Origin of the sequence: Pseudomonas sp. 58 R 3 (assembly GCF_900006605.1) — a bacterium.
Classification (GTDB): domain Bacteria; phylum Pseudomonadota; class Gammaproteobacteria; order Pseudomonadales; family Pseudomonadaceae; genus Aquipseudomonas; species Aquipseudomonas salomonii.
The window spans coordinates 92,560-119,259 of the sequence record NZ_CVTT01000052.1; the positions used below are offsets into that span (position 1 = coordinate 92,560).

The window sequence follows — 26,700 nt, forward strand, 5'->3', positions numbered from 1 at the left end:
GAAGGTTTTCAGCCGGGCTTTTTAGTGCCTGCACCTTTTAAGCTTTGCGCTGACGCACCAAATGTTTGAAGCCTTCATACACCAGCACCATCACGGCCAGCCAGATCGGAATATACGTCAGCCATTGCCCGCCCTTGATGCCTTCGCCCAACAACAAGGCCACAAAGAGCAGTAATACCGGCTCCACATAGCTGAGCAACCCGAACAGGCTAAAGGCCAATAAACGGCTGGCGATGATGTAGCTCACCAGCGCTGAAGCACTGATCAAACCCAGTATCGGGATCAAGGCATAGAGCTTGGGATGCACATCCAGCACCGCAAAACCTTGTTCGCCATGCTGCACAAACCACCAGGCCACCGGCAGCATCAGCGCCATGTCCAGCCACAAGCCGCCCAGATGATCGGTGTGCAGGTATTTACGCACCACGAAATACACCGGGTAACCGATGATCACCACCAGGGTGGCCCAGGAAAAACCACCGGCCTGGTACAGCTCATTAAGCACCCCGAGTGCGGCAAAAAATACCGCGATCTGCTGCAAGCGCGACAAGCGTTCGCCGTACACCAGGCGCCCGGTCAACACCATGGTCAGCGGCAACAGGAAATACCCCACCGACACATCCAGGCTGCGCCCGTTCAGCGGCGCCCACATAAATAGCCACAATTGCACGCCCAGCAGCGCGGACGAAAGCACCACGCCGCCGATCAATCGCGGCTTCGCCGCCAGCATTTGCAGCAACTCCCACACACGCCGCCATTCACCGCTGACGATCATGAACACAGTCATGCACGGCACGGTCAGCAGCATGCGCCAACCAAAAATTTCCAGGCCGCTCAAGGGCGTGAGCAGCGAGGTGAAGTAGTACATCACGGCAAACAACACCGAGGCCAAGACCGATAAAACAACACCTTTAGACACACTGTCCTCGCGAAAACTGTCTGATACACAAAGAAGGGGAGTTTCAGCAGGTGATTATGGTGCTTTTGGTGATGGTTGGTCGCACTGTTTAGGGGCGTTTTGCAGAAATTTACTCACGGGCAGGGCTTTGCTTGAAACAGTGGCGAGCAGGTTTACCTGCTCGCCACAAGGGCAGGGCGAACGGTTTTTATCTGCTACGCGCGCGCAATGCGGCCCGAGACAAAATGGCTCACATCATTAAACCCCGGCGTAGACGAATGCCCCGGCGTCACCAGCGAGTCAATAAACGCTTCATCTTCTGCCGTGATCTTCACGTCCAGCGCCCCGGTGTACGCGTCCCACTGCGCCTCGGTACGCGGCCCGACAATGGCCGAACTGACCGCCGCGTTATTCAGCACCCAGGCAATCGCAAACTCGACAATCCCCACGCCGCGCCCTTGGGTGTACTGCTGAATCTGCTGGGCGATGCGCAGCGACTCCACCCGCCATTCGGTTTCCAGGATGCGTTTGTCCTGGCGCGCCGCACGGCTGCCGGCTTCGGGTGTCACGTCGGGCGCGTATTTGCCACTGAGTACCCCGCGTGCCAATGGGCTGTAAGGCACCACGCCCAAGCCATAGGCAGCGGCTGCGGTGATCTGCTCGACTTCAGCCTGACGGTTGACGATGTTGTACAGCGGCTGGCTGATAACAGGTTTGTCGACACCCAGGCGTTCGGCCAGGCGAATCAATTCGGCGATACGCCAGCCCCGGTAGTTGGACAGCCCCCAGTGGCGGATTTTGCCTTGGCGGATCAGGTCGCCAATCGCCGACACGGTGACCTCCAGCGGTGTGCCGTGGTCCTCACGGTGCAGGTAGTAGATATCCAGGTAGTCGGTCTCCAGGCGTGTCAGGCTCGCTTCCAACGCATTGAACATGCGCTTGCGGCCCAAGCCACTGCGGTTGGGCAAACCGTCTGCCGGGCCGAAACCGACTTTGGACGCCACCACCCAATCCGCCCGATTGCGGGTGATCGCTTCGCCGACGATTTCCTCGGAGCGCCCGCCGGTGTAGACGTCGGCCGTGTCGATAAAATTGATGCCCTGGTCCCAGGCCTTGTCGATGATGCGCAGCGAGTCTTGCGTGTTGGTCTGCTCGCCAAACATCATGGTGCCCAGGGTCAGTGCGCTGACCTTCAACCCGGACTGGCCCAATGTGCGGTAAATCATGCAAAGCTCCTCATGGCAGGTAAACGTTACCCATGCAATACCAGAGTCGGCAGCTCTGGAACAAGCCCTGCGCGTGTTTCTTCATGGATTGAGCAAGGCCTGGCAACGCTGCTGTAAAAAGCCATGCAGCACTTTCACCCGTTCCGACACTTGCAGGCGGTGTGGGCACATCAGGTTGAACGGCGTGGGCTCGCCTTGCCAGTCGGGCAGCAACGGCACCAGCCGCCCGGCCTTGATATCACCGGCAATATCGAGGTTGGCCTTATAAGCGATGCCGTGGCCTGCCAGCGCCCAGCGCCGCACGATTTCACCGTCATCGCTCAGGTAGTCGCCCGACACCTCCACCTCCTGCAGCAAGGCGCCCTGGCGAAAATACCAGGTGCTATTCGCCTGCCCACGGCGCATGTAGCGCAACGTGCTGTGCTGCGCCAGGTCAGCCGGCGTGCGCGGTGTGCCATGGCGCGCCAGGTAGTCGGGGCTGGCGCAGGGGATGCGATGGTGGCCAGGCACCACAGGCAACGCCACCAGGCTGGAATCCCTTGGCACACCAAAGCGCAGGGCGATGTCGACGGTGTCACGAAACAAATCCGCGTTGCTGTCGTTGAGCAGCAACTGCAGGCGGATAGTCGGGTGTTCGAGCTTGAACTCATCCAGCCACCCCAGCAGTACGTTACGGCCGAAGTCCGAAGGTGCCGCCAGTTGCAATAACCCACTCAAGCTCTGGCCTTGTTGCTTGATCGCCTGTTCACCTTCGGCCAGCGCTTCGAGGGCCACCCGCACGCTGTCCAGGTAGCGTCGGCCTTCTTCGGTCAGGCGCATGCTGCGCGTCGAGCGGGCGAGCAAGCGAATGCCCAGCCGGGTTTCCAGGCGCTTGAGCGCAATACTTGCCGCCGCCGGGGTGAGGTTGAGGCTGCGCGCCGCCGCCGACAGGCTGCCGGTGTCGGCGGTACGCACGAACACTTCAAGGTCCAGGGTCGAGCTCATTTGTAAAAATCCTTTAAAGATCTTGTCGTTTTACCGGGATTTTTCGCCGATTGCCAAGCTGAGAAGATCAACGCTCACTTTCTTAGCCAGGTAACAACCCCATGACATCTTCCCTCAGCGGTAAAACCGTCATCGTGATCGGCGGCAGCAGCGGCATCGGCGCCGCCGTGGCCAAGGCCGCCACCGCCCGTGGCGCACAGGTGGTGCTGGCCGGGCGCCGTTTGACCTCCGGTGTCGACAATGGCGTACGCAGCGAACCCGTCGACGTCACCGACAGCGCTTCGTTGCAACGGTTGTTCGAAACGGTCGGGCGCTTTGATCATCTGGTGTTTACCTCCGGCCCGTCGGTGCGGGCCAAACCGTTGATCGAGACGGACCTGGACGAGGCCCAGGATAATTTCAACGTGAAACTCTGGGGCGCATTGCGCGCGATTCAGCAGGCACTGCCATTTTTGGCTGAGCACGGCAGCATCAGCCTCACCTCGGGCCAGTTGGGCCGTAAGTTAATGGCAGGGCAGTTCATCAAGACGGGTATCAATGCTGCGACTGAAGCGTTGGGCAAGCAGTTGGCAAAAGAACTGGCACCACGGCGCGTCAACGTGATAAGCCCCGGCGTGATCGACACGCCAGCGTATGCCGGGCTGGCAGAAGAGCAACGCTTGGCGATGTTCGCCAAGGCCGGAGGGGCGTTGCCGGTGGGGCGAGTGGGTCAAGCAGAGGAGGTCGCGTCAGGGTATGTGCTGGCCATGGAAAATGGCTTTATAACCGGCGCCGTGTTGGATATCGACGGCGGCGGCCTGTTGTAAACACAGAATAGAAATGTGGGACCTGCTTGTGTGAGAGCTGGCTTGCCTGCGATGGCATCAACTCGGTGTACCTGATACACCGAGGTGTCTGCATCGCAGGCCAGCCAGCTCCCACAGAGGCCGCGCTATACCTTCAAGGTACGCGTCATGCGCAACGCCAGCACACTGCCGGCCACAATCACCGCCGCCAGCAAGTACAACGCCATGTCCGTCGACCCGGTGGCATCCTTCACAAAGCCGACGATATACGGGCTCAGGAACCCCGCCATCTGGCCCATGGAGTTGATCAACGCCAAACCGCCAGCCGCCGCACCCGCACTGAGCAGGGCAGTGGGCACCGGCCAGAACATCGGCAGGCCGGTAAGGGCGCCCATGGTGGCGATGGTCAGGCCGAGAATCGCAAGGGCCGGGGTGGTGGCGAAGTTCACTGCAATCACCAGGCCAATCGCGCCCATCAACATCGGTACCACCAAGTGCCAGCGACGTTCCTTGCGCAAATCGGCGGAGCGGCCGACCAGCAGCATGAACACGGCGGCCAGCAGGTAAGGGATCGCACTCAGCCAGCCAATCACCAGGTTATCGCTGAAGCCCAGGTTCTTGATGATCGATGGCAGCCAGAAGTTGATGGCGTACACGCCGCTCTGGATGCAGAAGTAGATCAGCCCGAACGCCCAGATCGCCGGGTTCTTGAACACTTCGCCGAGCGAATCGGTGGTGGTTTTCGGCTTGTTGGCCAAATCCGTCGCCTGATCGGCTTCCAGCACCGCACGCTCATGGGGCGTGAGCCACTTGGCGTTGGCAAAGCTGTCGCTGAGCAGGAAGTAGGCGAGGGCGCCGAGTATCACGGTGGGAATGCCTTGCAGCAGGAACATCCACTGCCAGCCCGCCAGGCCGCCCTGGCCCGCGGCGAAGTGGTTGAGGATCCAGCCGGAAAACGGGCTGCCCAGCAGGCCGGACACCGGAATTGCCGACATGAACAACGCCATGATCCGCCCACGGCGAAAGGTCGGGAACCACTGCGAGAGGTACAGCACCACGCCGGGGAAGAACCCGGCTTCTGCGGCACCGGTCAGCAGGCGCAAGCCGTAGAAGTGGCTGGGGGTGGTGACGAACAGCAGGCACGTGGAAAGTGTGCCCCAGACAATCATCATCAGCGCAATCCAGCGCCGTGGGCCGAATTTGGTCAGCGCCAGGTTGCTCGGCACGCCGCACAGCACGTAGCCGATAAAGAAGATCCCGGCACCGAGGCCGTATACCGTTTCGCTGAATTTCAACGCATCGAGCATCTGCAACTTGGCAAAGCCAACGTTCACCCGGTCAAGGTAGTTGAACAAGTAGCAGATAAAAATGAAGGGGATCAGGCGCAGGGTAATGCGCTTGTAGATGGCGTTTTTATCGTCATCGGTGGCCAGTGTGGCAGCGGCGCTCTGTGACATGGCAGTCTCTCTTTATTATGATTTTTCGCGATGCGAGGGTAACGTTGATCGCCCAAAGAGTCTCGGCCACCTTGCTGGGTGCTGTCTTTGTGCCCGCGCACAGTCAAGCGGGCTTTGCGCTGTGCTTCTGTACAACCACGCCTTTAAAGGAACTTAGCCCCATGTTCGAGCTGGATCATGACCTGGCGCAGGATATCGTCAATCGCACCATGGCGATCCTGCCCTATAACGTCAATGTCATGGACAGTCAGGGCCTGATTCTCGGCAGTGGCGAACCGGAGCGAATCAACACCCGGCATGAAGGCGCGCAATTGGTGTTGGCCAACGGCAGGGTCGTGGAAATCGATGGCCAGACCGCCAAACACCTGAAAGGTGTGCAGCCCGGCATCAATTTGCCGTTGATGCACGACCAGCGCCTGATCGGCGTGCTGGGCATCACCGGCGAGCCTGAGTTGTTGCGCACCTACGCGCAACTGGTGCGCATGACTGCCGAAATGCTGGTCAGCCATCGGCATCAACAAGCCGAGCAGCAGTGGCGTCGCCAACGCTGTGATGATCTGCTGGCCTTGCTGCTGGCCGACAGCGGTGACTCACCGCGCCTGGTCGATGAAGCCCGGCAGTTGGGGCTCAAACCCCAGCTGGCCCGCACGCCCTACCTGTTCGAACTGGGTGCAGGCCAATCAGCGGAGGCCTTGAGTGCCTGGTTGAGCAGCCGATTCCCGGACAGTTGGTGCGTCAGTTCTGCACAGTTTTCCTTGCTGTGGTGCAGGCCTGCGGCGACTCCAGTGGATAACCCAAAACTGCTGGAAAAACTTCAGGGCCTGGGCTGGAAGGTCTTGCGCGTGGCGGTTGGCGGGCAGGCCGATGGCCTGGCCGGGTTGCGCCGCTGTTACCGCCGCGTCACAGACTTGCTGGCCTATGGTCGCGATATCCTGCCGCAAACGCAGCTGTTGACCCTCAATCGCTACCGCCTGCCGGTGATGCTCTGGCGCCACCGCAACGACGACGCCCTGGACGAATTGCTCAACCCCTTGCGCAAAGTCCTGGCCAAGGACGCCAACGGCCAGTTATTGGCTACTTTGCGCAGTTGGTGTGAACACGACGGCCAAAGCCAGGCTTGTGCCGATGCCTTGGGCATTCACCGCAACAGCCTGCGTTACCGCATGGAACGCATTGCCGAACTCAGCGGCGTCGACCCGCTGACCCTCGACGGCATGCTCGCGCTGTACCTCGGCGTACAGCTATTGCCCCAGGCTTTGTCGGAATGAACAACAAACCTCACCGGCACTTGTGCATCGGACCGGCGTCATTGCCGATGGCAACTGGCAGCATGGGCGTTATAAAAACCGGAGAAAGCCCATGAAAATCATCATCGCCCCCGACTCATTCAAGGACAGCCTGAGTGCCGAAGGCGTTGCCCAGGCGATTGCCGACGGGCTCGTTCAGGTATGGCCGGATGCACAGTTAATCCAGTGCCCAATGGCCGACGGCGGTGAGGGCACGGTGGATGCGGTACTCGCCGCCTGCAACGGCGAACTGCGTCGCGAAACGGTGCGCGGGCCCCTGGGGGAGGCAGTCGAAGCACGCTGGGGCTGGCTTGCAGACAGCCACACCGCAATGATCGAAATGGCCGAAGCCAGCGGCTTGCAACGCGTACCGACCGGCCAGCGTGATGCGTGCATCAGCAGCACATTCGGCACCGGCGAGCTGATCCGCGCAGCCCTGGATGCCGGTGCGCAACGCATCATCCTGGCGATCGGCGGCAGCGCCACCAACGACGGTGGGGCAGGCGCGATGCAGGCGCTCGGCGTGCAGTTGTTCAACGCCCAGGATCAGGCCCTTGCACCGGGCGGCCTGGCCTTGGCCGGGCTGACGCGTATCAGCCTGGAGCACCTGGACCCACGTTTGGCCCAGGTGCGGTTTGAAATCGCCGCCGACGTGAATAACCCGCTGTGCGGGCCGCACGGCGCGTCGGCCATTTTTGGCCCGCAAAAAGGCGCTGACCCACAGCAAGTCGAACAACTTGACGCGGCGCTCGGGCACTTTGCCGATCACTGTGCCCAGGTTCTGCCCAAAGACGTACGCGATGAGCCGGGCAGCGGTGCGGCCGGCGGTCTGGGGTTTGCCGCCAAGGCCTTTCTCGGGGCGCAGTTCCGTGCGGGCGTGGAGGTGGTCGCCGAGTTGGTGGGCCTGGACGCGGCCGTGCGTGGCGCGGACCTGGTGCTCACCGGCGAGGGCCGCTTTGATGCCCAAACCCTGCGTGGCAAAACACCTTTTGGCGTGGCACGGATTGCTCAGCGTCATGGGGTGCCGGTCATCGTGATCGCCGGCACCCTGGGCGAAGGCTATGAACACATGTACGCCCATGGTGTGGACGCCGCGTTCGCCTTGCCGTGCGGCCCCATGAGCCTGGAGCAGGCGTGCAGCGAGGCGCCGCGTTTGCTGCGTGAGCGCGCGGTGGACATTGCGCGGGCATGGCGCACGGCGCTCGGCCAGCGTGGTTGACATGTGGGAGCTGGCTTCCACAACCGTCAGCCCCTAGCCAGCATGCCGCCTCGGCCCCTACACTGGCCGGCCACTTGTCTTTCAAAGGATGAAACACAATGCACGCACCTGAACCCCATATCGTGATCCAGCGCTTTACCGAAGCCCACCTGGAAGGCGTCGCTGCGCTCTATAACGACCCGGCCGTATGCCGTCAGGTGCTGCAAATGCCTTATCAGTCGGTGGAGTCCTGGCGCAACAAGCTGGCTCTCGATAATGAGCGGCGGCTACAGCTGGTGGCGGTGCATGGCGGCGAGGTGATTGGCCAGCTTGGCCTGGAACAGACCCTGCGCGTGCGGCGCAGCCACGTCGGCTCATTCGGCATGGGCGTGGCGACGGCCTGGCAGGGCAAAGGCGTGGGTTCGCGGCTTTTGAGCGCCGCACTGGAGGTGGCCGACAACTGGATGAACCTGCACCGTGTGGAACTCAGGGTGTATGCCGACAACCAAGCCGCGCAAGGCCTGTACAAAAAGTTTGGCTTCGAGGTTGAAGGCCTGCTGCGCGATTACGCCCTGCGTGACGGCCGGTTTGTCGACACCGTGAGCATGGCGCGCCTGCGCCAGTCGGCTTAATCCTGCAGTGCAAACGCCACCGCAGCCTGCGCATGCAGCTCGGTGGTGTCCAGCAGCGGCAGGTGGCTGTGCTGCGGCTTGATCAGCAGGCCGATTTCCGTACAGCCCAGGATGATCGCCTGGGCACCTCGCGCCGCCAGTGATTCGATCACACGTTGGTAGACCCGGCGTGAAGCCTCGCTGATCACCCCGACACATAATTCCTCATAGATGATGCGGTGTACGGCCTGGCGCTCGTGTGTTTCCGGTACCAGCACGGTCAAGCCCTGCGCGGCCAGGCGGGATTTGAGAAAGTCCTGTTCCATGGTGAACGCAGTGCCGAGCAAACCCACGGTCAACGTACCGGCGTCGACCGCCGCCGTACCTGCGGCGTCGGCAATATGCAGGAATGGAATCGACACCGCCGCTTCGATACGCGGCGCCACCAGATGCATGGTGTTGGTACACAGCACCACACAGTCCGCGCCGCCGGCCTGCAGGCGGCGCGCGGCGTCTTCAAGGATCAGCGCGGTGTCGTCCCAACGCCCGGCATGCTGAGCCTGCTCCACCGGGCCGAAGTCAACGCTGTACATCAACAGTTGCGCCGAGCGCAGCGGCCCGAGTTGGTCACGCACGCGCTGGTTGATGATGCGGTAATACTCGGCGCTGGACTCCCAGCTCATGCCGCCGATAAGGCCGATAGTGCGCATGCGATACTCCGGACAAGGAATGTTGCTTCACCTTACCCATCGGCCACGCATTAGTCATACGCAGTTGCCGGCCAAATCACCGGTGCAGTTTCGCGGGCGGTAATCATACGGCCGGCCGCCGCATCTGCCATGATCATGCCTCGCAACCTGGCTCACCCAAGGAAATTGGCAATGGACGATATACAGCAACTGGGCGAGATGCTTCGTCATTACGCCGACAGCGAAGCGCATAAAAAACAGCAATTTGATCTGCAATCGGCGCGCTGGGCACAAAAGCTGGGTGAGCTGTTCGGGCACATTGAGCAGTGGCTGGAGCCGGTCAAGAGCGTCGGTTTGCTTGAAGTCCAACGTGAAGCTTATGTCGCCAGCGGCCCTGGCCTGCCGGCCGAGAGTTCGACCTTCAAGACCGAGAAGCTCACCGTGCATATCACTGGCAAGGCCGTGGAATTTGTGCCGGAAGTGATGGGGGCAGGCGGCTCGATAGCCGTGTCGGTAATGGGCCTGACAGCCGCGCGACACGGCAGTGTGTCACTGGTGCTGCCGGCGGACAAAAACGATTGGCTGTGGAAGAAAACCAACGGTTTGAAAGACCCGGACACCTTTGCCTTCGATGCCAACTTCCTGGCTGCGCAGCTGCAGAGCCTGATCCCGCGCGATCGCGGCTTTGACGCAGGTTGCAACGCTGTCAAACAGCTCGCTTGAAATAACAGCGATTTTCCCAGAGTTGGCTATACCTACAGCTCAGTGTCTCGACGATGACTGCCAGGGAGTTCAATGATGGAATCAAGGCTAATAATCAGCACGCTGTGCGTTGCAATCGCAATGGTCGGCTGTGCCGGCAAGGTAACGCAACCGGACGAGTATTCAGGCTTTCTCTCGGACTACAGCCACCTCAAAGAGGCGAAGTCGCCTTCAGGGGCTGCGGTGATGCGCTGGGTTGACCCCGACCTGAACCTGAGTAACTACACGGCAGTGTTCATTGAACCGACGCAGTTCTACCCCAAACCCCAAGCCACCGCGAAAATTCCCGACAGCACCCTCAACGGCATCAACACCTATTACAACCAGGCGCTCAAGCGTGAGCTGGCCAAGTCGCTGCCGCTGGCCAGCGCGCCGGGCCCAGGTGTGATCGTGGTGCGCGCGGCCATTACCGCCGTCAGCAGCAAGACTGAAAGCCTCAAGCCCTACGAGTACGTGCCCGTGGCGCTGGTGGCAGCTGCAGTGAGCACCGGCACCGGCATTCGTGACCAGGAAACCACCCTGGGCACCGAGGCGCAGTTCCTCGACGGTGGCAGCGGCAAAGTGATTGCCCAAGTGGTGCGCAAAGGCACCGGCAAGCCGTTGTCCAACGACTCGCAGGTGATGAAGGCCGATGACGTGAAAAGCGTGATCGACGGCTGGGCGTCGGACTTGCATCAGTCCTTTGTGAAGCTCAAAAAGCCCTGACTACTGGCTGTGGCAAGGGCGCAAGCTCCCTCGCCACAGGTTTTAGTCGTGCACGTGATGCTCCCTTGTCGGCCTGATATTTTGAGGCGCGTGCCGCAGCATCACTTAAGCGGTGTCAGTGGCGGCAACTTCCATTGACCATTGCCCACCTCAGGCTTGGGCAGGTAAATCCGCAGCACGGCGTAAAACGGACCGGGTGGGGCCGGCAACCAGTTGCTCTGTTCGGCTTTTGGCGGCTCGTGGTGCTGCAGGGCCAGGGTCAGGCCGCCGTCGGCGTCCCGCTTGAGGTTGGGCAGCATCGCTGAGTTGATCAGGTAGCGCTTCTTGAGGTTGGGCGCCAACAGCTTGGTCTTGGCGTCGTACATGGTCAGCGACCAGAACGCATCGGCCGGTGGCAGTTGGTCCTTGGCAAAATGTACGGTGTAGCTGTGACGTGCGCCGTTGGCCGGTTTGCCTTCGCTGTCGACGAAGTAGGTCATGTAGATGGCTTCGTCGGTGGAGTTGCCGAAAATCCCCAGGTTGGCGCCGGCGTAGCGGTACAGGTAGTTGTTTTTCAGGCGGTCACGGCTGCCGAACAGGTCGCTGCTGGTGACTTGGTGGGTATCGACCTTGTCTTTCTTGAACGCAGCAAATTCGGCGCGGCCATCGGCGATCCCGTCTTCCAGGGCTTTACGCTGTTCAGTGGTCAGGTCCTTGACCTTGAAGGGCGCGCCGGGGGCGATACCAATCTTGGCAAAGCGCGCCATCAGGTCTTTTTCACTGTCCTGGGGCGCGGCAAAGGCCAGCATGAAGTTCAGGTAGCGAAACAGCTGCGGGCCTTCGGTCATGGTTGCCATGGGTTTGGGCCATTCGATCTTCGCCACTTTGGCCGGCGCAGGCTGCTTCACGTAGGCACTCAGCGGCTGCACTTTGTAGCCATTCTGGATCTGCTTGACCTTGTTCAGGTCCTTTTCATCAAACAGCTGCGTGCGGTACAGCGCATAGGCGATGTTGCTTTCGCTGTAGATCACGCGGTCGACGTCGACAGGCTGCTGACCTTTCCAGTCGGGCCCGGCGATCATGTAGTGGCCACCATTGTTGCCGGTGCTGCGAGTGCCCAGGTAGGCGATATTCTGCGTGTAGAGGTCGATCAACTGCACCGAGTAGTAACGGTTGTCGTCGATTTTGGGCAGGGTCAGTACCAGCGGCTCTTTGCGCAGGTCCATCCATACGAAAGAGTAGGGCGTGTCCGCGTTCGGGGTGACGAAGGCAGTGTCCCTGGGCGTGAACACCTGGGCGGTATTGCCGATATGGTTGAACGGCGCCTTGTAGTTGGCACCGCCTTTGTCGACGGCTTGGGTGTAGAGCGTCTTGTACATCTCCACTACCGGGTAGCCGTACAGGTAGGCTTCCTTGGCAATGGCCCGGGCTTCAGTCGGGGTCGCCGTGAAGTCGGCCCAGGCGCCGGTGCTCATGAGTATCGAGAGGCTCGCCAACAGCAGGCGCGTCGGTTTTCCAATCATGTTGTTGCGTCCTTCCTGAGTGCTTTATAGAGGGCGTGGGATCAAAGCGCCGAGTTTCCTGTTTTATTGGCCGAACGTCACGTTAATCCCTGCAAACAACGTGAACCGAGCTAATCCATCGCCTTTGCGTGCCACCGTCCATTGCGGCTCGACAAAGGCATTGACGATAGTGCTGCCGGCTTTCCAGGCCTTGCCTGCGCCCACGCCGATGGGAAGGTAGCAGGCATTCAGACTTGCCGGCTGACCAAACGCATCAGTTTGTGGGTGTGGGGATGTTCACGGTTTTGCGCGTGGCGAAAGCGCCGCTGGTTTCGGGCTCAAGCAGCGGGCAACATCGATTTGACCTTGTCACGCAGTTGGTCAATGGAGAACGGCTTGGCGATCACTTGCATGCCTGCGGGCACATCGATGTTATCGGCATAACCGCTGGCGAACAGAATCGGCAGGGCGGGGCGAAGCTCGCGCACGTTAGTGGCCAGTTGCTTGCCGTCCATGTCCGGCAGGCCCACATCGGTCATCATCAGGTCGATGGGCTGGTCGGTGTTTTTAACAATTTTGAGGGCCTCTTCGGCGTCGGCAGCTTCAACCACCGAGAACTCCAACTCTTCAAGTACATCGACGATCAGCATGCGCACGATGGCGTCGTCTTCGACTACAAGGATGGTGGAGGGGGCAGCGCACATAAGGGGAATTCCTGAAAAATGGAAAGGCAGGTGTCTGGCGGTGAAAGGCCGTTCTCTACTGAGTCACGGCCCTCTCGGCAAGTTCCATTGGCGGGGCATTGTGAAGGGAATGGATGCAAATGTCGCGTGGCATGCACGGCGGCGCGCCGAGCGCGCAAAGCGTCAATGACAGGCTACAAGCGGGCCATTGACGCCACGGGCGTCAAGTCAAAGTGTGGTGTTGAACAGGGCATACGGTTTGTTGTAGGGCACCGTCATAATAAAGTTTCCTTCGCTGAATTCGCTGATGTTGTACTCCGGCACGCCTTTGGTAATGGCCACCGGATCAAGCGTGCCCGCCGTCTTCCCGCTGTTCAAGGAGACTTCTAACCCTTTTCGCATTGACGCTTCATCAGGAAAGGTTGCAATACCGAAGTTCGGATTAAAGAAAAACCATTCCTTCTGGTTGTTTTTATCGAGCGTGACGCCCGCGATAAGCCCATGATTCTGGGTGCTGATCTTCAGGGACATGGGAGGGGTTGCGGTGCTTAACCGCTCAGCAATGTCGGTATACGGCACTTGGCTGACGCGTTGAGTACCGTGAAACTGCTCACGGAGCACCTGATGCATTTGGTTCAGCTCTTTACGAAAGGCCTGAACCTTGGTGTCGTTAGCATTCCTGGCGGCTTTGAAAAAGTTATTGATGAAGGTGTCCCGCTGGTTGTTCAGAATGGCCAGCGCCATCATATTCACCAGGGCTGCACACTCACCATTGGACGCCAGGTCTGTTTGGCTGAGGTAAAAGTTCTGCGGCATCATGGTGGCCTTGCCACCTTCGGCCAGTACTTCCGCTTCAAAAGTCTTGAAGCTCTCAAGACTTTGAATGGCCATGCGCCTTTCTATCTCTTTGGCCAATGTGCCGATGGCTTCGGGATTCCCGACCTTGCTGACGGCCAGGCTTTTTATCTCCGAGACCCTCATGCTCGAGTGATAGCCCGGAATATCGTCGATAACCCCGGAAAGACCTCGAGCGTAAGCGGCTGGATCGCTTTGTCGCGCTGCCTGTAAGGCTTGCCTGAACTGTTCTCCGGTTGCCTTTGGTACGGGAGCGATATAAGTGGCCAGCCAATCTATGAAGTTGTTGTTTATTTCACCGTTGGCGGCGACGGTTGCAGGTTTGAAGTCTAGTAGTCCTGTACCGTAGGGCTGCTGCCTGATCGGATCAAAGGCATACCATTTTCCGTTTTGAAAGGCGGCACCGCTTTCAATGGTCTGCCCGGCGATCTTGTAGGTGCCTGTTGCCACAACGCCATGCTGTTTGCTGGCCGCCTTGAGCAGGTCATAACTGCCGGCAGCTCCCTTGAGCATAGTGATGCCCCGAGCGCTTTTAGAGGCCAGAAACTTGACCCCTGTGCCTATGCCTCTCACCAAGTCGTCCATTCCGCTCAGTGGGTTGAACGCACTGATGGCCGCTGCACCGATGATGCGTGCTGCCCGCAAACCCTTCGAAACGGCCGTCACGGTCTTGATGCTGGTGGTAGCCACGCGCGCTGCCGTCGACGCGCCCAGCGTCACGAAACCGAAAGCATCCATTGCCAGGTCTAACCCGGCTTCCAGGTAGTCACCATTCCTGGCGTTAACGATCGCTGACCTGAGCGGGATGAAATTCAGGAAAAAGTCGGTCACCTTCCAATCGTTTTCTCTCTGCTGGTCGAAGCTGGTGAAACCTCTGGCCCGCTTGATCACATCCTGATTATCAAGATCGAGATGTTCGACAAAGGCATCGGCGAGGGCCTGCGTCCGAACGCTTGAGAAACTCGAAGGAACGGGTAATGGAATGCCGGCGGACTTGTCCTGGCTGAAGTCTGGCTTAGGATCCCTGGTCGGCGTGAACGGCTCTTTCCTGAAGATGTTGTTGGCATGGCGCTCACGCTGTTCGGTCAATACGCTAGCGGGCACCACGGTGATGGCGCCTTTACTCAGGTCGATCTCATAGACTTTATCGTCCGTCCCGCCTGTGACTTTTACCCACAATGTTTTACTGGTGTGTATCAGTTTATTTTTAGTTGGCGTGATGGGTATCTGGTAGGTTTTATCTTGATAAAACTCGAGCTTTCCATATTCGAAATTCTGCCTGTCAGCGAGCGGAAGGTCGGCCACCAGGGATTTGATCAACTTATCCACGCCTTGCTTGCGTGTGTCGATCGTCTGGGTTAATTGTGCGTTGAATGTCTTATTCACGTCGAAGGTGAGGGATTTGCCTTTAGTCGCTTGGAGAATGCGCGGGTCTTCAGTTTCCCATTTATAGGCGTGCAGCCCGCTCATCACGATATCCAACAGCGAGAACATACCCGCTGGCGCTCGATTCGGATCGTAAAGCGGCTGCGAGAGCGTTTGATTGGAGTCCTTGACCTTCAAGAGCTTTTCTTCAAGAGGCACCGTGTCGCCAAACCGCTCCTTTATCAAGGCTCGGGCCATTTGTTCGCGACTGGGAAATTCGGCGCCTACCTCGTTGGAACCTGCTACCCGCTGGGTTAATTGTCGGTTGAACTCGGTTCTGACCGTCTCAACGTCGTCATGGCTGTAATCACCCTCTGTTTTAAGGCTGATCACATTATTGACAACGCCCCAATCGAGCAACGCCGCTTGCTGGGCCTGCGCGGTGACGGAAGGATCCTGCAACGTGGCGTTTTCAGCTGCGAGCATGACCTGGGCAAACGTCATGCTCGATACTTTTCCCGGCGTCTGGGCTTCAATAGCCGCCACTGCGATCGACAAGTTGACCCATGCCACGCTGCCGTAGGTGACATTGGCGGGGATGTCCTTGACCAGCAGCGCGGGTGCCTTTCTTGCCAATAGCAAGTAGGCACCCGCTTTGGCCATCTCGGGGGTGGTTTTGCCGCTTTCAATCAAGTGTTGGGTCAACCCCTCTTTTACAACCGAGAGTGGTTGCCCCCAATGCGCTCGCTGCGCCAGATCAAAGCCGGCCACCTTGTTTCGATGCGGTGCAGTGACGGATTCCGGGTCCAGCAGCGCATTGATCGCGGCCAATGTGTAGTCATTCACACTGGTCTGTGTGGCGATTCCGTTCAATCGGGTCTGCAATGCCAGCCCGAACGCCTGTGCGCGAGGCGAACTGACGATGGCTTCCAGGGCTTTGGCGGGATCGTCTGACGCCTGACCCGTGAGCGGCTGGTTGCTGTTCAAATATTCCAGCACACCCTGGCTTGCGCCCAAATGAGGTGGGTTTGGATGGCGGTTGGCGTACTGAACAGCGGCGTTCTGCAGCGCGCGTTGCTCAGTGCCACTCAGGGGCTGCGGCCACGACAGGCCACCGCCAAAGTTGCCTAAAGGGTGTTCCTGAGCCCGGTTAAGGACCGCATGGGCAAGGCCGACCAGGCCAGTATGGGTGCTTGGCGCAGACAAACCCATCGATTGGATGTAGGTCTCCAGGGTAACGGTACTGCCAGCCTCTGACGGGTAGCCTGAATCGGCATGAATATCCATCGGTGTGGTTCGCAATGCCGTCAGGATTGCAGGCACAGTGGCGTCGATGCCCAGACGTGTGGCGATGTCACGCAGCTTTTGCCCTAAAGACTGCAAATTCTGTTTGCGTCCAAGTTCCGTTTTAAGGTCGCCTGACGGCGGGTGGGATGCAGGCGCGTGAGCTTGGGTTGATGCGGGCCGTGTTTGAGTGGTTGGATGGGTGTTTGCCGGCAAGGTGTTAATGGGGGCTGGGGCAGGTGCGGGAGTTTCGAGGACAAAAGGACTGGGGTTGTCTGCAATTGTGCGGGTAGGGGCGGTTATACTCATTGGAGTTACCTTGGTGGGTCAAAAAAGACGCCTTCCAAAAGATCTTCCGTGTTCCTGAGGCGCTATCCTGAGTGCCGCCCCCCTTCACCTACGTTCCGCCGCATCTGTGTGCACGTGTGTATGTGGCCTGACGAAACCGGACAGGATTGGCGCGAAATTCAGTCGCGACCTGTAGGCAAACGCTTCAAAACAACGCACAAACATAGCCTTGGCCACTGCTATTCGGGCAAACTCCCCCTTTTTCCGCACTTGGCCAAGGCATGCCCATGACTCCCGCGTCGTCCGTCGATGAAAAGAGCTTCCGTACCCTGCTGAGCCGAAATGTCGCGTTACCTTTGGGCGTCGGCGTGCTCAGCGCGGTGTTTTTCGTTTGCCTGATCACTTATTTGCTGTCGGTGATCCAGTGGGTGGAGCACACCGACCGGGTTATCAATAACCTCAATGAGTCGTCCAAGCTCACAGTGGACCTGGAAACCGGCCTGCGCGGTTTCCTGATCACCGGCGACGAGCATTTCCTCGACCCTTACGAAGTGGCCAAGCCGCGCATCATTGGTGACCTGCACAACCTGCAGGAGCTGGTGGCGGACAACCCGCAGCAGGTCGATCGCCTCAAGCGCCTGGAGTCGATGCAATACGAGTGGAACAAGTACGCCCAGTCGATGATCGACTTGCAGCGCAACGGCGGCGATTACCGCGGGGCGGTGAAGGCCGGACGCGGCAAGAGCCTGACCGACGCGATCCGCAATGAATACGTGGATGCAGTCGCGATGGAGCAGGCATTTCGCGTCAGCCGCAATGCCGATGTGACCCGCACCACGATTATCAGCGTGACCTTGTACCTGGTTTTTGTACTCGGGTTGAGCGGGTTCCTGGCTTATATCGGAAGAAGAAATTTAGTAGCACTTTCAGACAGTTACAGCGCAAACCTCGCGTCGCAACAGAAGATTGCCCGGCGCCTGGAGCAACAGGCCTGGCTGCGTAACGGCCAGACCGAACTGGCCGAACAGGTACTCGGCCAACTGACCCTGAACATGCTGGGGCGCAATATCCTGCAGTTTTTTGCCCAATACATGGGGTCGGCGGTTGCAGCACTCTACGTGCGCGAAGAACACGGCGGCCTCAAGCGCGTGGCCACCTACGGGTTTTCCCGCGAGCAAGAGCAAAAAGAACAGGCGATCTACAGCGATGAGGGCATTGTCGGCCAGGCGGCCCAGCTTGATCGCCTGATCCGTCTGGACGATGTGCCGGTGGATTACTTCAAGGTCAGCTCCGGCCTGGGCGAAGGTTCGACCCGCAGTGTATTGGTGGTGCCCACCAGTGATGATGACCGCGTCAATGGCGTGATCGAGCTGGGGTTCCTGCGCCCACTGGATGAACGTGACGTTGAGTTGCTGGAACTGATTGCCGGCAATATCGGCACCTCCATCGAAGCCGCGCGCTATCGCCAGCGCCTGCAGGAAGTGCTGGCCGAGACCCAGCAGCTCAATGAAGAGCTGCAAGTGCAGCAGGAAGAGCTCAAGACCGCCAACGAAGAACTCGAAGAACAGTCGCGCATCCTCAAGGAGTCCCAGGCCCACCTGGAAACCCAACAGGCGGAGCTTGAGCAGACCAACGAGCAACTCGCTGAACAGACGCAAATCCTGTCCGATCAGCGCGATGCCATGGACCGCAAGAACGTCGAGCTGAACCAGGCCCAACTGGAGCTCGAAGACCGTGCCGACGAGCTGCAGCGCTCCAGCAAGTACAAGTCCGAGTTCCTTGCCAACATGTCCCATGAGCTGCGCACGCCGCTCAACAGCTCGTTGATTCTGGCCAAATTGCTGGCCGAGAACCCGCAGGAAAACCTCAGCGCCGAGCAGGTCAAGTTTGCCGAGTCGATCTATTCGGCGGGCAACGACCTGCTGAACCTGATCAACGATATTCTGGATATTTCCAAGGTCGAAGCCGGCAAGCTGGAAATGCGCCCGGAAAACTCCAGCGTGGCCCGCCTGGTCGATGGCCTGCGCGGGATGTTCGAGCCCTTGGCCGCCGATCGCAAGCTGGGTTTTCAGGTGGACATTCAAGCGGACGCGCCGCCGATGCTGTTCACCGACCGCCAGCGCCTGGAGCAGATCCTCAAAAATCTGCTGTCCAACGCGGTCAAGTTTACCGAGCAGGGCGATGTCAGCCTGTCGGTGTCCGGTGCGCCAGGGGAGGGCGTTGCCTTTACCGTGCGCGACTCGGGCATCGGCATCGCGCTGGACCAGCAGGAAAGCATCTTCGAAGCCTTCCGCCAGGCCGATGGCACCACCAACCGCCGTTACGGCGGCACTGGCCTGGGCCTGTCGATCTCCCGTGACCTGGCGAGTTTGCTCGGCGGCTATATCAGCGTGACCAGCGAGCCGGGCAAGGGCAGCGTGTTCACCCTGGTACTGCCGGAACATTATGTAGAGCGTGAGGAGGGTGCCGCGCCGATCGAGGCGCCACGCCAGGTGGTGGCGGCGCCGGCGCCCAAGCCCATGGCGATTTCACCGCTGCCGGTGGCCGATGCCAAACAGATTCCGCGCTTTGCCGACGACCGCGACAAGGCACCGTTCGCCACGCGCTGCATCCTGGTGGTGGAAGACGAACCCAACTTTGCCCGCATCCTTTTCGACCTGGCCCACGAACTGGGCTACCACTGCCTGGTCGCCCACGGCGCAGACGAAGGCTACAGCCTGGCCGAGGAGTACATCCCGGATGCGATCCTGCTGGACATGCGCCTGCCTGACCATTCCGGCCTGACCGTGTTGCAACGCCTCAAGGAACACGCCAATACCCGCCACATTCCCGTGCACGTGATCTCCGTCGAAGACCGCGTCGAAGCCGCCATGCACATGGGCGCCATCGGTTATGCGGTGAAGCCGACCACCCGCGAAGAGCTCAAGGACGTGTTTGCGCGCCTGGAAGCCAAGCTGACCCAGAAGGTCAAGCGCGTGCTGCTGGTGGAGGACGATGACCTGCAGCGCGACAGCATTGCCCGCCTGATCGGCGACGATGACATCGAAATCACCGACGTCGGCTACGCCCAAGCGGCCCTGGACCTGCTGCGCACCAACATCTACGACTGTATGATCATCGACTTGAAGCTGCCGGACATGCTCGGCAATGAGCTGCTCAAGCGCATGGCCACCGAAGATATCTGCTCGTTCCCGCCGGTGATCGTGTACACCGGGCGTAACCTGACCCGTGACGAAGAAGCCGAGCTGCGCAAGTATTCGCGCTCGATCATCATCAAAGGCGCACGCTCACCTGAACGCTTGCTGGACGAAGTGACGCTGTTTCTGCACAAAGTCGAATCCCAGCTGTCCCATGACCGCCAGAAGATGCTCAAGACCGCCCGCAGCCGCGACAAGGTCTTCGAGGGGCGCAAGATCCTGTTGGTCGACGACGATGTGCGTAACATCTTCGCCCTGACCAGTGCCCTGGAGCACAAAGGCGCGGTGGTGGTGATCGGGCGTAATGGCCATGAAGCCATCGACAAACTCAATGAAGTCGAGGACATCGACCTGGTGCTGATGGACGTGATGATGCCGGAGATGGACGGTTACGAGGCAACTGCCTTGATCCGCCAGGACCCGCGCTGGAAGAAACTGCCGATTATTGCGGTGACGGCCAAGGCCATGAAGGACGATCAGGAACGCTGCCTGGCGGCAGGCTCCAACGATTACCTGGCCAAGCCGATCGACCTGGACCGGCTGTTCTCGCTGATTCGCGTATGGCTGCCGAAGATGGAACGCATTTAAGTGGAGCACGTTTTCTTGGAAAAAAGCAGCGACATTGAGCTGCGCCTGCTGATTGAGGCGATTTACCTCAAGTACAGCTACGACTTTCGCGATTATTCCGGCGCGTCCGTCAAGCGCCGCGTGGCCCACGCACTGCGCCAGTTCGATTGCGCGACCATTTCTGCGCTGCAGGAGCGGGTGTTGCATGATCCGACGGCCTTTATGCAGTTGCTGCAGTTTCTGACGATTCCGGTAAGCGAGATGTTTCGCGACCCGTCGCACTTTTTGGCGATTCGCCGGGAAGTAGTGCCGCTGCTCAAGACCTACCCCTCGATCAAAATCTGGATCGCCGGGTGCAGCACGGGCGAGGAGGTGTACTCCATGGCAATCCTGCTGCGCGAAGAGGGCTTGCTCGACCGCACCATCATTTATGCCACCGACATTAATCCGGCGTCCCTGGACAAAGCCAAGCAAGGGATTTTTTCCCTGGAGAACGTGCGTGCCTACACCGCCAACTATCAGCAGGCGGGCGGCCAACGTTCATTTGCCGACTACTACACAGCGGCTTACGATTACGCGATCTTCGACAAGACGCTGCGCGAGAACGTGACTTTTGCCGATCACAGCCTGGCAACCGACAGCGTCTTTTCAGAAACTCAATTAATTTCATGTCGCAACGTATTGATTTATTTCAATAAAAAGTTGCAGGATCGAGCGTTCGGGTTGTTTCATGAGTCGCTCTGCCATCGCGGCTTTCTGGTGCTGGGCAGTAAGGAAACCCTGGATTTCTCCGCCTACAGCAAGCAATTCGAACCCTTGGTCAAACAGGAACGGATCTACCGAAAATCATGAGCGACGCCGCAACTAACCCGCCACGCGGGATTGAAGCCATCGTCGTCGGCGCCTCCGCCGGCGGTGTTGAGGCGTTGCTGACGATTTTTGGTACGTTGCCTGACACCTTCGGCTTACCGATCATCGCCGTGCTGCACCTGCCGGATGAGCGTCGCAGCCAATTGGCCGAAGTTTTTGCGCGGCGCCTGAGCATTCCGGTGCAAGAAGCACGCGACAAGGAAACGATCGCGCCAGGCACCCTGTATTTCGCCGGCCCCGGCTATCACCTGTCGGTAGAAAGCGACCGCAGCCTGTCGATGAGCCAGGAAGACCGCGTGCATCATTCGCGGCCGGCCATCGATTACCTGTTTGCTTCGGCTGCCGACACCTACGGCAACAGCCTGCTGGCGATTCTGCTGACCGGCGCCAACCAGGATGGCGCGCGTGGCCTTGCCCACGTCAAAGACTCGGGTGGCACCACCATCGTCCAAGAGCCCACAGAAGCGCGTATCGCCGTGATGCCCCTGGCGGCGCTGGCCTTGCACACACCTGATCATATTCTCACCTTGAGCCAGATTGGTTCACTGCTGGCTTCCCTGGAATCTTCCCCATGTTAAGTACTGTCCAGGCCAAACTGCTGATCGTCGACGATCTGCCGGAAAACCTGCTGGCCCTTGAAGCGCTGATCAAGCGCGAAGATCGCCAGGTCTTCAAGGCATTGAGCGCTGACGAGGCCTTGTCACTGTTGCTCGAGCATGAGTTCGCCATGGCGATTCTCGATGTGCAGATGCCCGGCATGAACGGTTTCGAGCTGGCCGAACTGATGCGCGGCACCGAAAAGACCAAGAACATCCCGATTGTGTTCGTCAGCGCCGCCGGCCGCGAACTCAACTATGCCTTCAAAGGCTATGAAAGCGGCGCAGTGGATTTTTTGCACAAGCCGCTGGACATCCACGCGGTGAAGAGCAAGGTCAATGTGTTCGTCGACCTGTACCGCCAGAGCAAGGCGATGAAACAGCAAGTCGAAGCCCTGGAGCGCAGCCGCCGGGAGCAGGAGCTGCTGCTGACGCGCCTGCAGGCCACCCAGGCCGAGCTTGAGCAGGCCGTGCGCATGCGTGACGACTTCATGTCGATCGTTGCCCACGAAGTGCGCACGCCGCTTAACGGGCTGATCCTCGAGACCCAGTTGCGCAAGATGCACCTGGCGCGGGATAACGCCGCCGCGTTCACCCTGGACAAGATGCACGCCATGGTCGACCGCGACGAGCGCCAGATCCAGAGCCTTATCCGCCTGATCGAAGACATGCTCGACGTGTCGCGCATCCGCACCGGCAAACTGTCGATTCGTCCGGCGCGCTTCGACCTGGCGCAACTGGTGCGCAACCTGGTGAAAAACTTCGAGCCGCAAGTGGCATCCGCCGGTTCTTCGATGCACTTGGTGGCCGATGAACCGGTGGAGGGCAATTGGGATGAGTTCCGTATTGAACAAGTGGTCACCAACCTGTTGACCAACGCCCTGCGTTACGGTGCCAAAAGCCCGGTGGATGTGCGTGTGTACACCGAACACGGTGAGGCGCGCGTCGAGGTGCGTGACCGTGGCATCGGCATCAGCGCAGACAACCAGAAGCGTATTTTCCAGCAATTCGAACGCGTTTCGGCCAGCCACGTCGCGGCGGGTCTGGGCCTGGGGCTGTTTATTTCCGAGCAGATCGTGACGGCCCATGGCGGCACCATCGAGGTCGAGAGCCAGATAGGCGAGGGCGCGCTGTTCCGGGTGTGCCTGCCACTTGGAGAGCCGCAATGAAATCAATCGTCAGCTCGACGCAACCTCTGCGTGACCCCATGGTCGTACTTGCAGCAACTGACCGGACAAAGGCTTCCCATGAGTGAAGATGCACAAGATGTCGTACTGATCGTCGAAGACGACGAATCCATTATGTTTGTGCTGGGTGAATACCTGGCAGGCCTTGGCTACCGGGTACTGAAGGCGATCGATGGGGAGCAGGCCTTCGAGATTCTGGCCACCAAGCCGCACCTGGACCTGATGGTCACGGATTACCGCCTGCCGGGCGGGATTTCCGGCGTGCAGATCGCTGAGCCTGCGATCAAGCTGCGACCTGAATTGAAAGTGATCTTTATCAGCGGTTACCCGCAGGAGATCCTCGACTGCAACAGCCCGATCACGCGCAATGCGCCGATTCTGGCCAAGCCGTTTGATCTGGATACCTTGCACGAGCATATCCAGCGCCTGCTGGCCTGAATCACCAGGGCTGCCTGGCAGCAGCCCTATTGCTTGATCATCTCCCGCACCTTCGCCGTCAACAAATCGAAGGTAAACGGCTTGGTGATCAACTGCATTCCCGGGTCCAGGAACCCCCCGCGCACCGCCGCATGCTCGGCGTAGCCAGTGATAAACAAGACCTTGAGTTCCGGGCGCAATTGCCGCCCGATTTCTGCCAGTTGCCGCCCGTTCATGCCGGGCAGGCCCACATCACTGATCAGCAGGTCAATACGCTGGTCGGATTGGATGATCGGCACGGCGGTATTGGCATCGCCGGCCTCGACAAAGGCATAGCCCAATTCCTTGAGCACAGCGCTGACCAACAGACGCACGGCGGCATCGTCTTCGACGATCAGTACGGTTTCGCCGGCATTGGCGAAGGGCAGCAGCGCCGGGTTGACGACGGCGTCCGCGATGCGCTCACCGATAAAGCGCGGCAGGAACAGGCTGACCGTCGTGCCCTTGCCGACTTCACTGTGGATGGTCACATGGCCATGGGATTGCCGGGCAAAGCCGTAGATCATCGACAAGCCGAGGCCGGTGCCCTGGCCGATCGGCTTGGTCGTAAAGAACGGGTCGAAGACCCGGCCCAACAGGCTTTCGGGAATACCACAGCCGGTGTCGCTGACGCTCAGTTCCACGTAATCGCCTGGCAGCAAGGTGCCATAGGCGGCCGTAAACACATTGTCGAGGTGGCGGTTGGCGGTTTCTACAGTCAGGCTACCGCCGCTGGGCATGGCATCGCGCGCATTGATCACCAGGTTGAGCAGGGCGCTTTCCAGCTGATTGGGGTCGGCCTCGGCGGTCCACAGTTCATCGCTCAGACGCATGTCCAAAGCGATGCTTTCGTTGATACTGCGTTGCAGCAATTCGCCCATGGAACTGACCAGCTGGTTGATCTCCACGGGCTTGGGGTCCAGCGACTGACGGCGTGAAAACGCCAGCAAACGGTGGGTCAGGCCGGCAGCGCGGTTGGCCGAGGTCACGCCCAGGTCGATCAAGCTGTCGAGGTCGTCCAGTTTGCCGCGGGCCACCCGCCTGCGCAGCAGCTCCAGGCTGCCGATAATGCCGGTGAGCATATTGTTGAAGTCATGGGCGATACCACCGGTCAACTGGCCGACGGCCTCCATTTTCTGTGACTGGCGCAACGCTTCTTCGTTGTTGCGCAGTTGCGCCGTGCGCTCTTCAACCTGCTGCTCAAGGGTTTCCAGGGTGCGTTGCAGGCGCAGTTCGCTCTCGCTCAGGTCGATCAGGCGGTCACGCGCTTCGTATTGCCGGCGCCGACCACGCAGGGCAGCACTCACCAGGCTGATCAGGGTCACCGGATGGAAAGGGCGCTCCAGGAAGGTCACGTTGCCCAGCAAACCGCTCAGGTGCGATGAGCCGTTCTGTTCACTGCCGCCATGGTGGGTGAGCAGCACGATGGGCAAGTCGGACCAGGCCGGCTGCTCATGCAGGTAGGTCAGCAGCGGCTCCAGATCGACACCGCGCAGGGCTTCGGCGGCAATCACCAACATACCGACGCCGTGCTCAAGTGCTTCGCAGAGTACGGTCAGGTTGGCGGCAACCATGCCGTTGTAGCCGGCTTCCTTGAGCATCATCAGCGCCAGGGAGCCGTCACGGCCCAGTGGCGCGAGGATAATTGCGCGCTCGGAGACGGGAGAAAGACCGGTCACACGCCCTCTTCCTTGAGCAGGGGGGAACCGGCGCCCATATAAGTCGGGATACCGCGCAGTACGCCCTGGAAGTTGTCCAGAGGCTCGCCCACCGTCAAACCCGTGCTGCCAATACGGTATTCGCGAATAGTGGACTCGTGGGTGCCGGTGCGCTTCTTGATGATCGAAATAGCCCGGCGGACCTTGCCGAGTGCTTCGAAGTAACGCAGCAGGATCACAGTATCAGCCAGGTAAGTAATGTCGACGGGAGCCTGCATGTCGCCCACCAACCCATGTTGAGCCACCGTCATGAACGTCGCCGCACCGCGACGGTTCAGGTACAGCAGCAACTCGTGCATATGCAGGATCAGAGAGTTTTCCTCAGGCATCGCCGCCTGGTAGCCGTTGATACTGTCGATGACCACGGTTTTGATCCCACGTTCATCGACGCAACGCCTGACTCGGTGGGAGAACTCGCCAGGCGACAGCTCCGCCGCGTCCACCTGCTCGATCAGCAGGTTGCCGGTGTCTTGCAGCGCGGCCAGGTCAATGCCCATGTTTTTCATGCGCTCGAACAACAGGCCCAGCTCTTCATCGAAAATGAACAGCGCGGCTTTTTCGCCGCGCGACACGGCAGCGGCGGCGAAGATCATCGAGATAAGGGATTTGCCGGTACCGGCAGGGCCGAGGATCAGCGTGCTGGAGCCGGTTTCTACGCCGCCGCCCATCAAGGCGTCCATTTCGCGGATGCCACTGCTCAAGGTCTGACGCACGTAACCACCACGATGTTCGGCGGCCACCAGGCGTGGGAACACGTGGATGCCGTCTTGCATGATGGTGAAGTCGTGAAAGCCGCCACGGTATTTCTGGCCACGGTACTTCACCACGCGGATGCGGCGGCGTTCGGCGCCGTAAGTGGGCGTCAGCTCTTCCAGGCGAATTACGCCGTGGGCCACGCTGTGCACGGTTTTATCCAGGGACTCGGTGGTCAGGTCGTCAAGCAGCAGCACGGTGGCGTCATAGCGCACAAAATAGTGTTTGATCGCCAGGATCTGGCGCCGATAGCGCAGCGAGCTTTGCGCCAGCAGGCGGATTTCCGAAAGACTGTCGAGCACCACGCGGGTGGGTTTGACCCGTTCCACCACTTCAAAAATCTGCCGGGTGGCCTCACCCAGTTCCAGGTCGGAGGAATACAGCAGGCTTTGCTGGTGCTCGGGGTTGAGCAAGCTTTCCGGTGGGGTCAACTCGAAGATATGAATGTTGTCGTCCAGGTCCCAGCCGTGGGACTTGGCGCCCTGGCGCAACTCGCGCTCGGTTTCGGACAGGGTGATGTACAAGGATCGCTCACCGTTTTTTGCGCCGGCTTGCAGGAAGTGCAGCGCTACGGTGGTTTTGCCGGTGCCGGGTTCGCCTTCCAGCAGGAACAGGTGGCCGCGTGATAGCCCCCCGGAAAGAATGTCATCAAGACCTTCGATGCCGGTGGCCGCCTTTTCACTGAACAGCTCTTTGGATGTAGACAAGAAGTGCCCTCGGGTCACGTACATGTAATGGGGGCGCGTCACCTCGGGCGCGCCATATTTACTTGACCGTGGCGGTTTGTGGCGGTTCAACC

Annotated in this window: 21 protein-coding genes; 11 read left to right on the forward strand and 10 right to left on the reverse strand. The window is 59.7% G+C overall.

The window, feature by feature from the left end; all coding sequences use genetic code 11:
• Positions 1-37: 37 nt before the first annotated feature.
• The 3 genes from rarD to BFP92_RS14365 form a co-directional block, all read right to left on the reverse strand.
• Entirely contained in the window at positions 38-919 is an 882-nt protein-coding gene (rarD, locus tag BFP92_RS14355; protein WP_065929990.1) for an EamA family transporter RarD, read from the reverse strand.
• A 194-nt stretch (positions 920-1,113) separates the two neighbouring features.
• Positions 1,114-2,124: an aldo/keto reductase gene (locus tag BFP92_RS14360; protein WP_065929991.1), complete on the reverse strand. Its 1,011-nt coding sequence runs from the start codon at positions 2,122-2,124 to the stop codon at positions 1,114-1,116.
• 81 nt (positions 2,125-2,205) lie between these two features.
• Positions 2,206-3,108: a LysR family transcriptional regulator gene (locus BFP92_RS14365; protein ID WP_056860058.1), complete on the reverse strand. Its 903-nt coding sequence runs from the start codon at positions 3,106-3,108 to the stop codon at positions 2,206-2,208.
• Positions 3,109-3,209: 101 nt separating this feature from the next.
• Here BFP92_RS14365 and BFP92_RS14370 point away from each other — a divergent pair, with 101 nt between their 5' ends.
• Positions 3,210-3,914 (forward strand): SDR family oxidoreductase, encoded by a 705-nt coding sequence (locus tag BFP92_RS14370; RefSeq protein WP_065929992.1) that lies wholly within the window; start codon positions 3,210-3,212, stop codon positions 3,912-3,914.
• Between the two features lie 125 nt (positions 3,915-4,039).
• On the opposite strand, the gene BFP92_RS14375 is transcribed toward BFP92_RS14370, so the two are convergent.
• Positions 4,040-5,350, reverse strand: coding sequence for an MFS transporter (locus BFP92_RS14375; RefSeq protein ID WP_065929993.1), 1,311 nt, complete (start codon positions 5,348-5,350; stop codon positions 4,040-4,042).
• Positions 5,351-5,511: 161 nt separating this feature from the next.
• Between BFP92_RS14375 and BFP92_RS14380 the strand changes: the two genes are divergently transcribed.
• From BFP92_RS14380 to BFP92_RS14390, 3 genes are all read left to right on the forward strand, one after another.
• A complete protein-coding gene (locus BFP92_RS14380) occupies positions 5,512-6,618 on the forward strand; it encodes a sugar diacid recognition domain-containing protein (RefSeq protein ID WP_065929994.1) in 1,107 nt (368 codons plus the stop codon).
• 91 nt (positions 6,619-6,709) lie between these two features.
• Positions 6,710-7,855: a glycerate kinase gene (locus BFP92_RS14385; protein WP_065929995.1), complete on the forward strand. Its 1,146-nt coding sequence runs from the start codon at positions 6,710-6,712 to the stop codon at positions 7,853-7,855.
• 98 nt (positions 7,856-7,953) lie between these two features.
• Entirely contained in the window at positions 7,954-8,466 is a 513-nt protein-coding gene (locus BFP92_RS14390) for a GNAT family N-acetyltransferase (RefSeq protein WP_065929996.1), read from the forward strand.
• On the opposite strand, the gene BFP92_RS14395 is transcribed toward BFP92_RS14390, so the two are convergent.
• Positions 8,463-9,155, reverse strand: a complete 693-nt coding sequence (locus BFP92_RS14395) for an aspartate/glutamate racemase family protein (RefSeq protein WP_065929997.1) — start codon at positions 9,153-9,155, stop codon at positions 8,463-8,465. The two genes, BFP92_RS14390 and BFP92_RS14395, sit on opposite strands and share 4 nt — an antisense overlap.
• Positions 9,156-9,326: 171 nt before the next feature.
• On the opposite strand from BFP92_RS14395, the gene BFP92_RS14400 reads away from it, so the two are divergent.
• Both BFP92_RS14400 and BFP92_RS14405 read left to right on the forward strand, forming a co-directional pair.
• The gene (locus BFP92_RS14400; protein ID WP_065929998.1) at positions 9,327-9,857 is read left to right on the forward strand and encodes a hypothetical protein; all 531 of its coding nucleotides are present in this window, start codon (positions 9,327-9,329) and stop codon (positions 9,855-9,857) included.
• 75 nt (positions 9,858-9,932) lie between these two features.
• Entirely contained in the window at positions 9,933-10,601 is a 669-nt protein-coding gene (locus BFP92_RS14405; RefSeq protein ID WP_065929999.1) for a DUF3313 domain-containing protein, read from the forward strand.
• A 101-nt stretch (positions 10,602-10,702) separates the two neighbouring features.
• Here the strand turns inward: BFP92_RS14405 and BFP92_RS14410 are convergent, their stop codons facing one another.
• The 3 genes from BFP92_RS14410 to BFP92_RS14420 all read right to left on the reverse strand — a co-directional run bounded on the left by BFP92_RS14410 (position 10,703) and on the right by BFP92_RS14420 (position 16,578).
• On the reverse strand, positions 10,703-12,103 hold the full coding sequence (locus BFP92_RS14410; RefSeq protein WP_065930000.1) for a DUF1254 domain-containing protein: 1,401 nt from the start codon (positions 12,101-12,103) through the stop codon (positions 10,703-10,705).
• Positions 12,104-12,420: 317 nt separating this feature from the next.
• Complete coding sequence (locus tag BFP92_RS14415; protein WP_065930001.1) at positions 12,421-12,786, reverse strand: response regulator; 366 nt, start codon at positions 12,784-12,786, stop codon at positions 12,421-12,423.
• 207 nt (positions 12,787-12,993) lie between these two features.
• Complete coding sequence (locus BFP92_RS14420) at positions 12,994-16,578, reverse strand: hypothetical protein (protein ID WP_139114067.1); 3,585 nt, start codon at positions 16,576-16,578, stop codon at positions 12,994-12,996.
• Positions 16,579-16,844: 266 nt separating this feature from the next.
• Between BFP92_RS14420 and BFP92_RS14425 the strand changes: the two genes are divergently transcribed.
• From BFP92_RS14425 to BFP92_RS14445, 5 genes are all read left to right on the forward strand, one after another.
• On the forward strand, positions 16,845-20,342 hold the full coding sequence (locus tag BFP92_RS14425) for a response regulator (protein ID WP_065930003.1): 3,498 nt from the start codon (positions 16,845-16,847) through the stop codon (positions 20,340-20,342).
• Positions 20,343-21,173, forward strand: a complete 831-nt coding sequence (locus BFP92_RS14430; protein WP_065930004.1) for a CheR family methyltransferase — start codon at positions 20,343-20,345, stop codon at positions 21,171-21,173.
• Positions 21,170-21,769, forward strand: coding sequence for a chemotaxis protein CheB (locus tag BFP92_RS14435; RefSeq protein ID WP_065930005.1), 600 nt, complete (start codon positions 21,170-21,172; stop codon positions 21,767-21,769). The genes BFP92_RS14430 and BFP92_RS14435 overlap by 4 nt, the downstream gene beginning before the upstream one ends.
• Positions 21,763-22,956: a hybrid sensor histidine kinase/response regulator gene (locus BFP92_RS14440; protein WP_065930006.1), complete on the forward strand. Its 1,194-nt coding sequence runs from the start codon at positions 21,763-21,765 to the stop codon at positions 22,954-22,956. Before BFP92_RS14435 ends, BFP92_RS14440 begins: the two co-directional genes overlap by 7 nt.
• A 78-nt stretch (positions 22,957-23,034) precedes the next feature.
• Complete coding sequence (locus tag BFP92_RS14445; protein WP_017738124.1) at positions 23,035-23,412, forward strand: response regulator; 378 nt, start codon at positions 23,035-23,037, stop codon at positions 23,410-23,412.
• A gap of 26 nt (positions 23,413-23,438) precedes the next feature.
• Here the strand turns inward: BFP92_RS14445 and BFP92_RS14450 are convergent, their stop codons facing one another.
• On the reverse strand, positions 23,439-25,109 hold the full coding sequence (locus BFP92_RS14450; RefSeq protein ID WP_065930007.1) for an ATP-binding protein: 1,671 nt from the start codon (positions 25,107-25,109) through the stop codon (positions 23,439-23,441).
• Positions 25,106-26,608, reverse strand: a complete 1,503-nt coding sequence (locus tag BFP92_RS14455; RefSeq protein WP_065930198.1) for an ATPase domain-containing protein — start codon at positions 26,606-26,608, stop codon at positions 25,106-25,108. Before BFP92_RS14455 ends, BFP92_RS14450 begins: the two co-directional genes overlap by 4 nt.
• Between the last annotated feature and the right edge of the window lie 92 nt (positions 26,609-26,700).

Excerpts from the sequence above, each read along its gene's own strand:
- BFP92_RS14360 (WP_065929991.1), bottom strand. The coding sequence starts at position 2,124 with ATGATTTACCGCACATTGGGCCAGTCCGGGTTGAAGGTCAGCGCACTG.
- BFP92_RS14365 (WP_056860058.1), bottom strand. The coding sequence starts at position 3,108 with ATGAGCTCGACCCTGGACCTTGAAGTGTTCGTGCGTACCGCCGACACC.
- BFP92_RS14370 (WP_065929992.1), top strand. The coding sequence starts at position 3,210 with ATGACATCTTCCCTCAGCGGTAAAACCGTCATCGTGATCGGCGGCAGC.
- BFP92_RS14375 (WP_065929993.1), bottom strand. The coding sequence starts at position 5,350 with ATGTCACAGAGCGCCGCTGCCACACTGGCCACCGATGACGATAAAAAC.
- BFP92_RS14380 (WP_065929994.1), top strand. The coding sequence starts at position 5,512 with ATGTTCGAGCTGGATCATGACCTGGCGCAGGATATCGTCAATCGCACC.
- BFP92_RS14385 (WP_065929995.1), top strand. The coding sequence starts at position 6,710 with ATGAAAATCATCATCGCCCCCGACTCATTCAAGGACAGCCTGAGTGCC.
- BFP92_RS14390 (WP_065929996.1), top strand. The coding sequence starts at position 7,954 with ATGCACGCACCTGAACCCCATATCGTGATCCAGCGCTTTACCGAAGCC.
- BFP92_RS14395 (WP_065929997.1), bottom strand. The coding sequence starts at position 9,155 with ATGCGCACTATCGGCCTTATCGGCGGCATGAGCTGGGAGTCCAGCGCC.
- BFP92_RS14400 (WP_065929998.1), top strand. The coding sequence starts at position 9,327 with ATGGACGATATACAGCAACTGGGCGAGATGCTTCGTCATTACGCCGAC.
- BFP92_RS14405 (WP_065929999.1), top strand. The coding sequence starts at position 9,933 with ATGGAATCAAGGCTAATAATCAGCACGCTGTGCGTTGCAATCGCAATG.
- BFP92_RS14410 (WP_065930000.1), bottom strand. The coding sequence starts at position 12,103 with ATGATTGGAAAACCGACGCGCCTGCTGTTGGCGAGCCTCTCGATACTC.
- BFP92_RS14415 (WP_065930001.1), bottom strand. The coding sequence starts at position 12,786 with ATGTGCGCTGCCCCCTCCACCATCCTTGTAGTCGAAGACGACGCCATC.
- BFP92_RS14420 (WP_139114067.1), bottom strand. The coding sequence starts at position 16,578 with ATGAGTATAACCGCCCCTACCCGCACAATTGCAGACAACCCCAGTCCT.
- BFP92_RS14425 (WP_065930003.1), top strand. The coding sequence starts at position 16,845 with ATGACTCCCGCGTCGTCCGTCGATGAAAAGAGCTTCCGTACCCTGCTG.
- BFP92_RS14435 (WP_065930005.1), top strand. The coding sequence starts at position 21,170 with ATGAGCGACGCCGCAACTAACCCGCCACGCGGGATTGAAGCCATCGTC.
- BFP92_RS14440 (WP_065930006.1), top strand. The coding sequence starts at position 21,763 with ATGTTAAGTACTGTCCAGGCCAAACTGCTGATCGTCGACGATCTGCCG.
- BFP92_RS14445 (WP_017738124.1), top strand. The coding sequence starts at position 23,035 with ATGAGTGAAGATGCACAAGATGTCGTACTGATCGTCGAAGACGACGAA.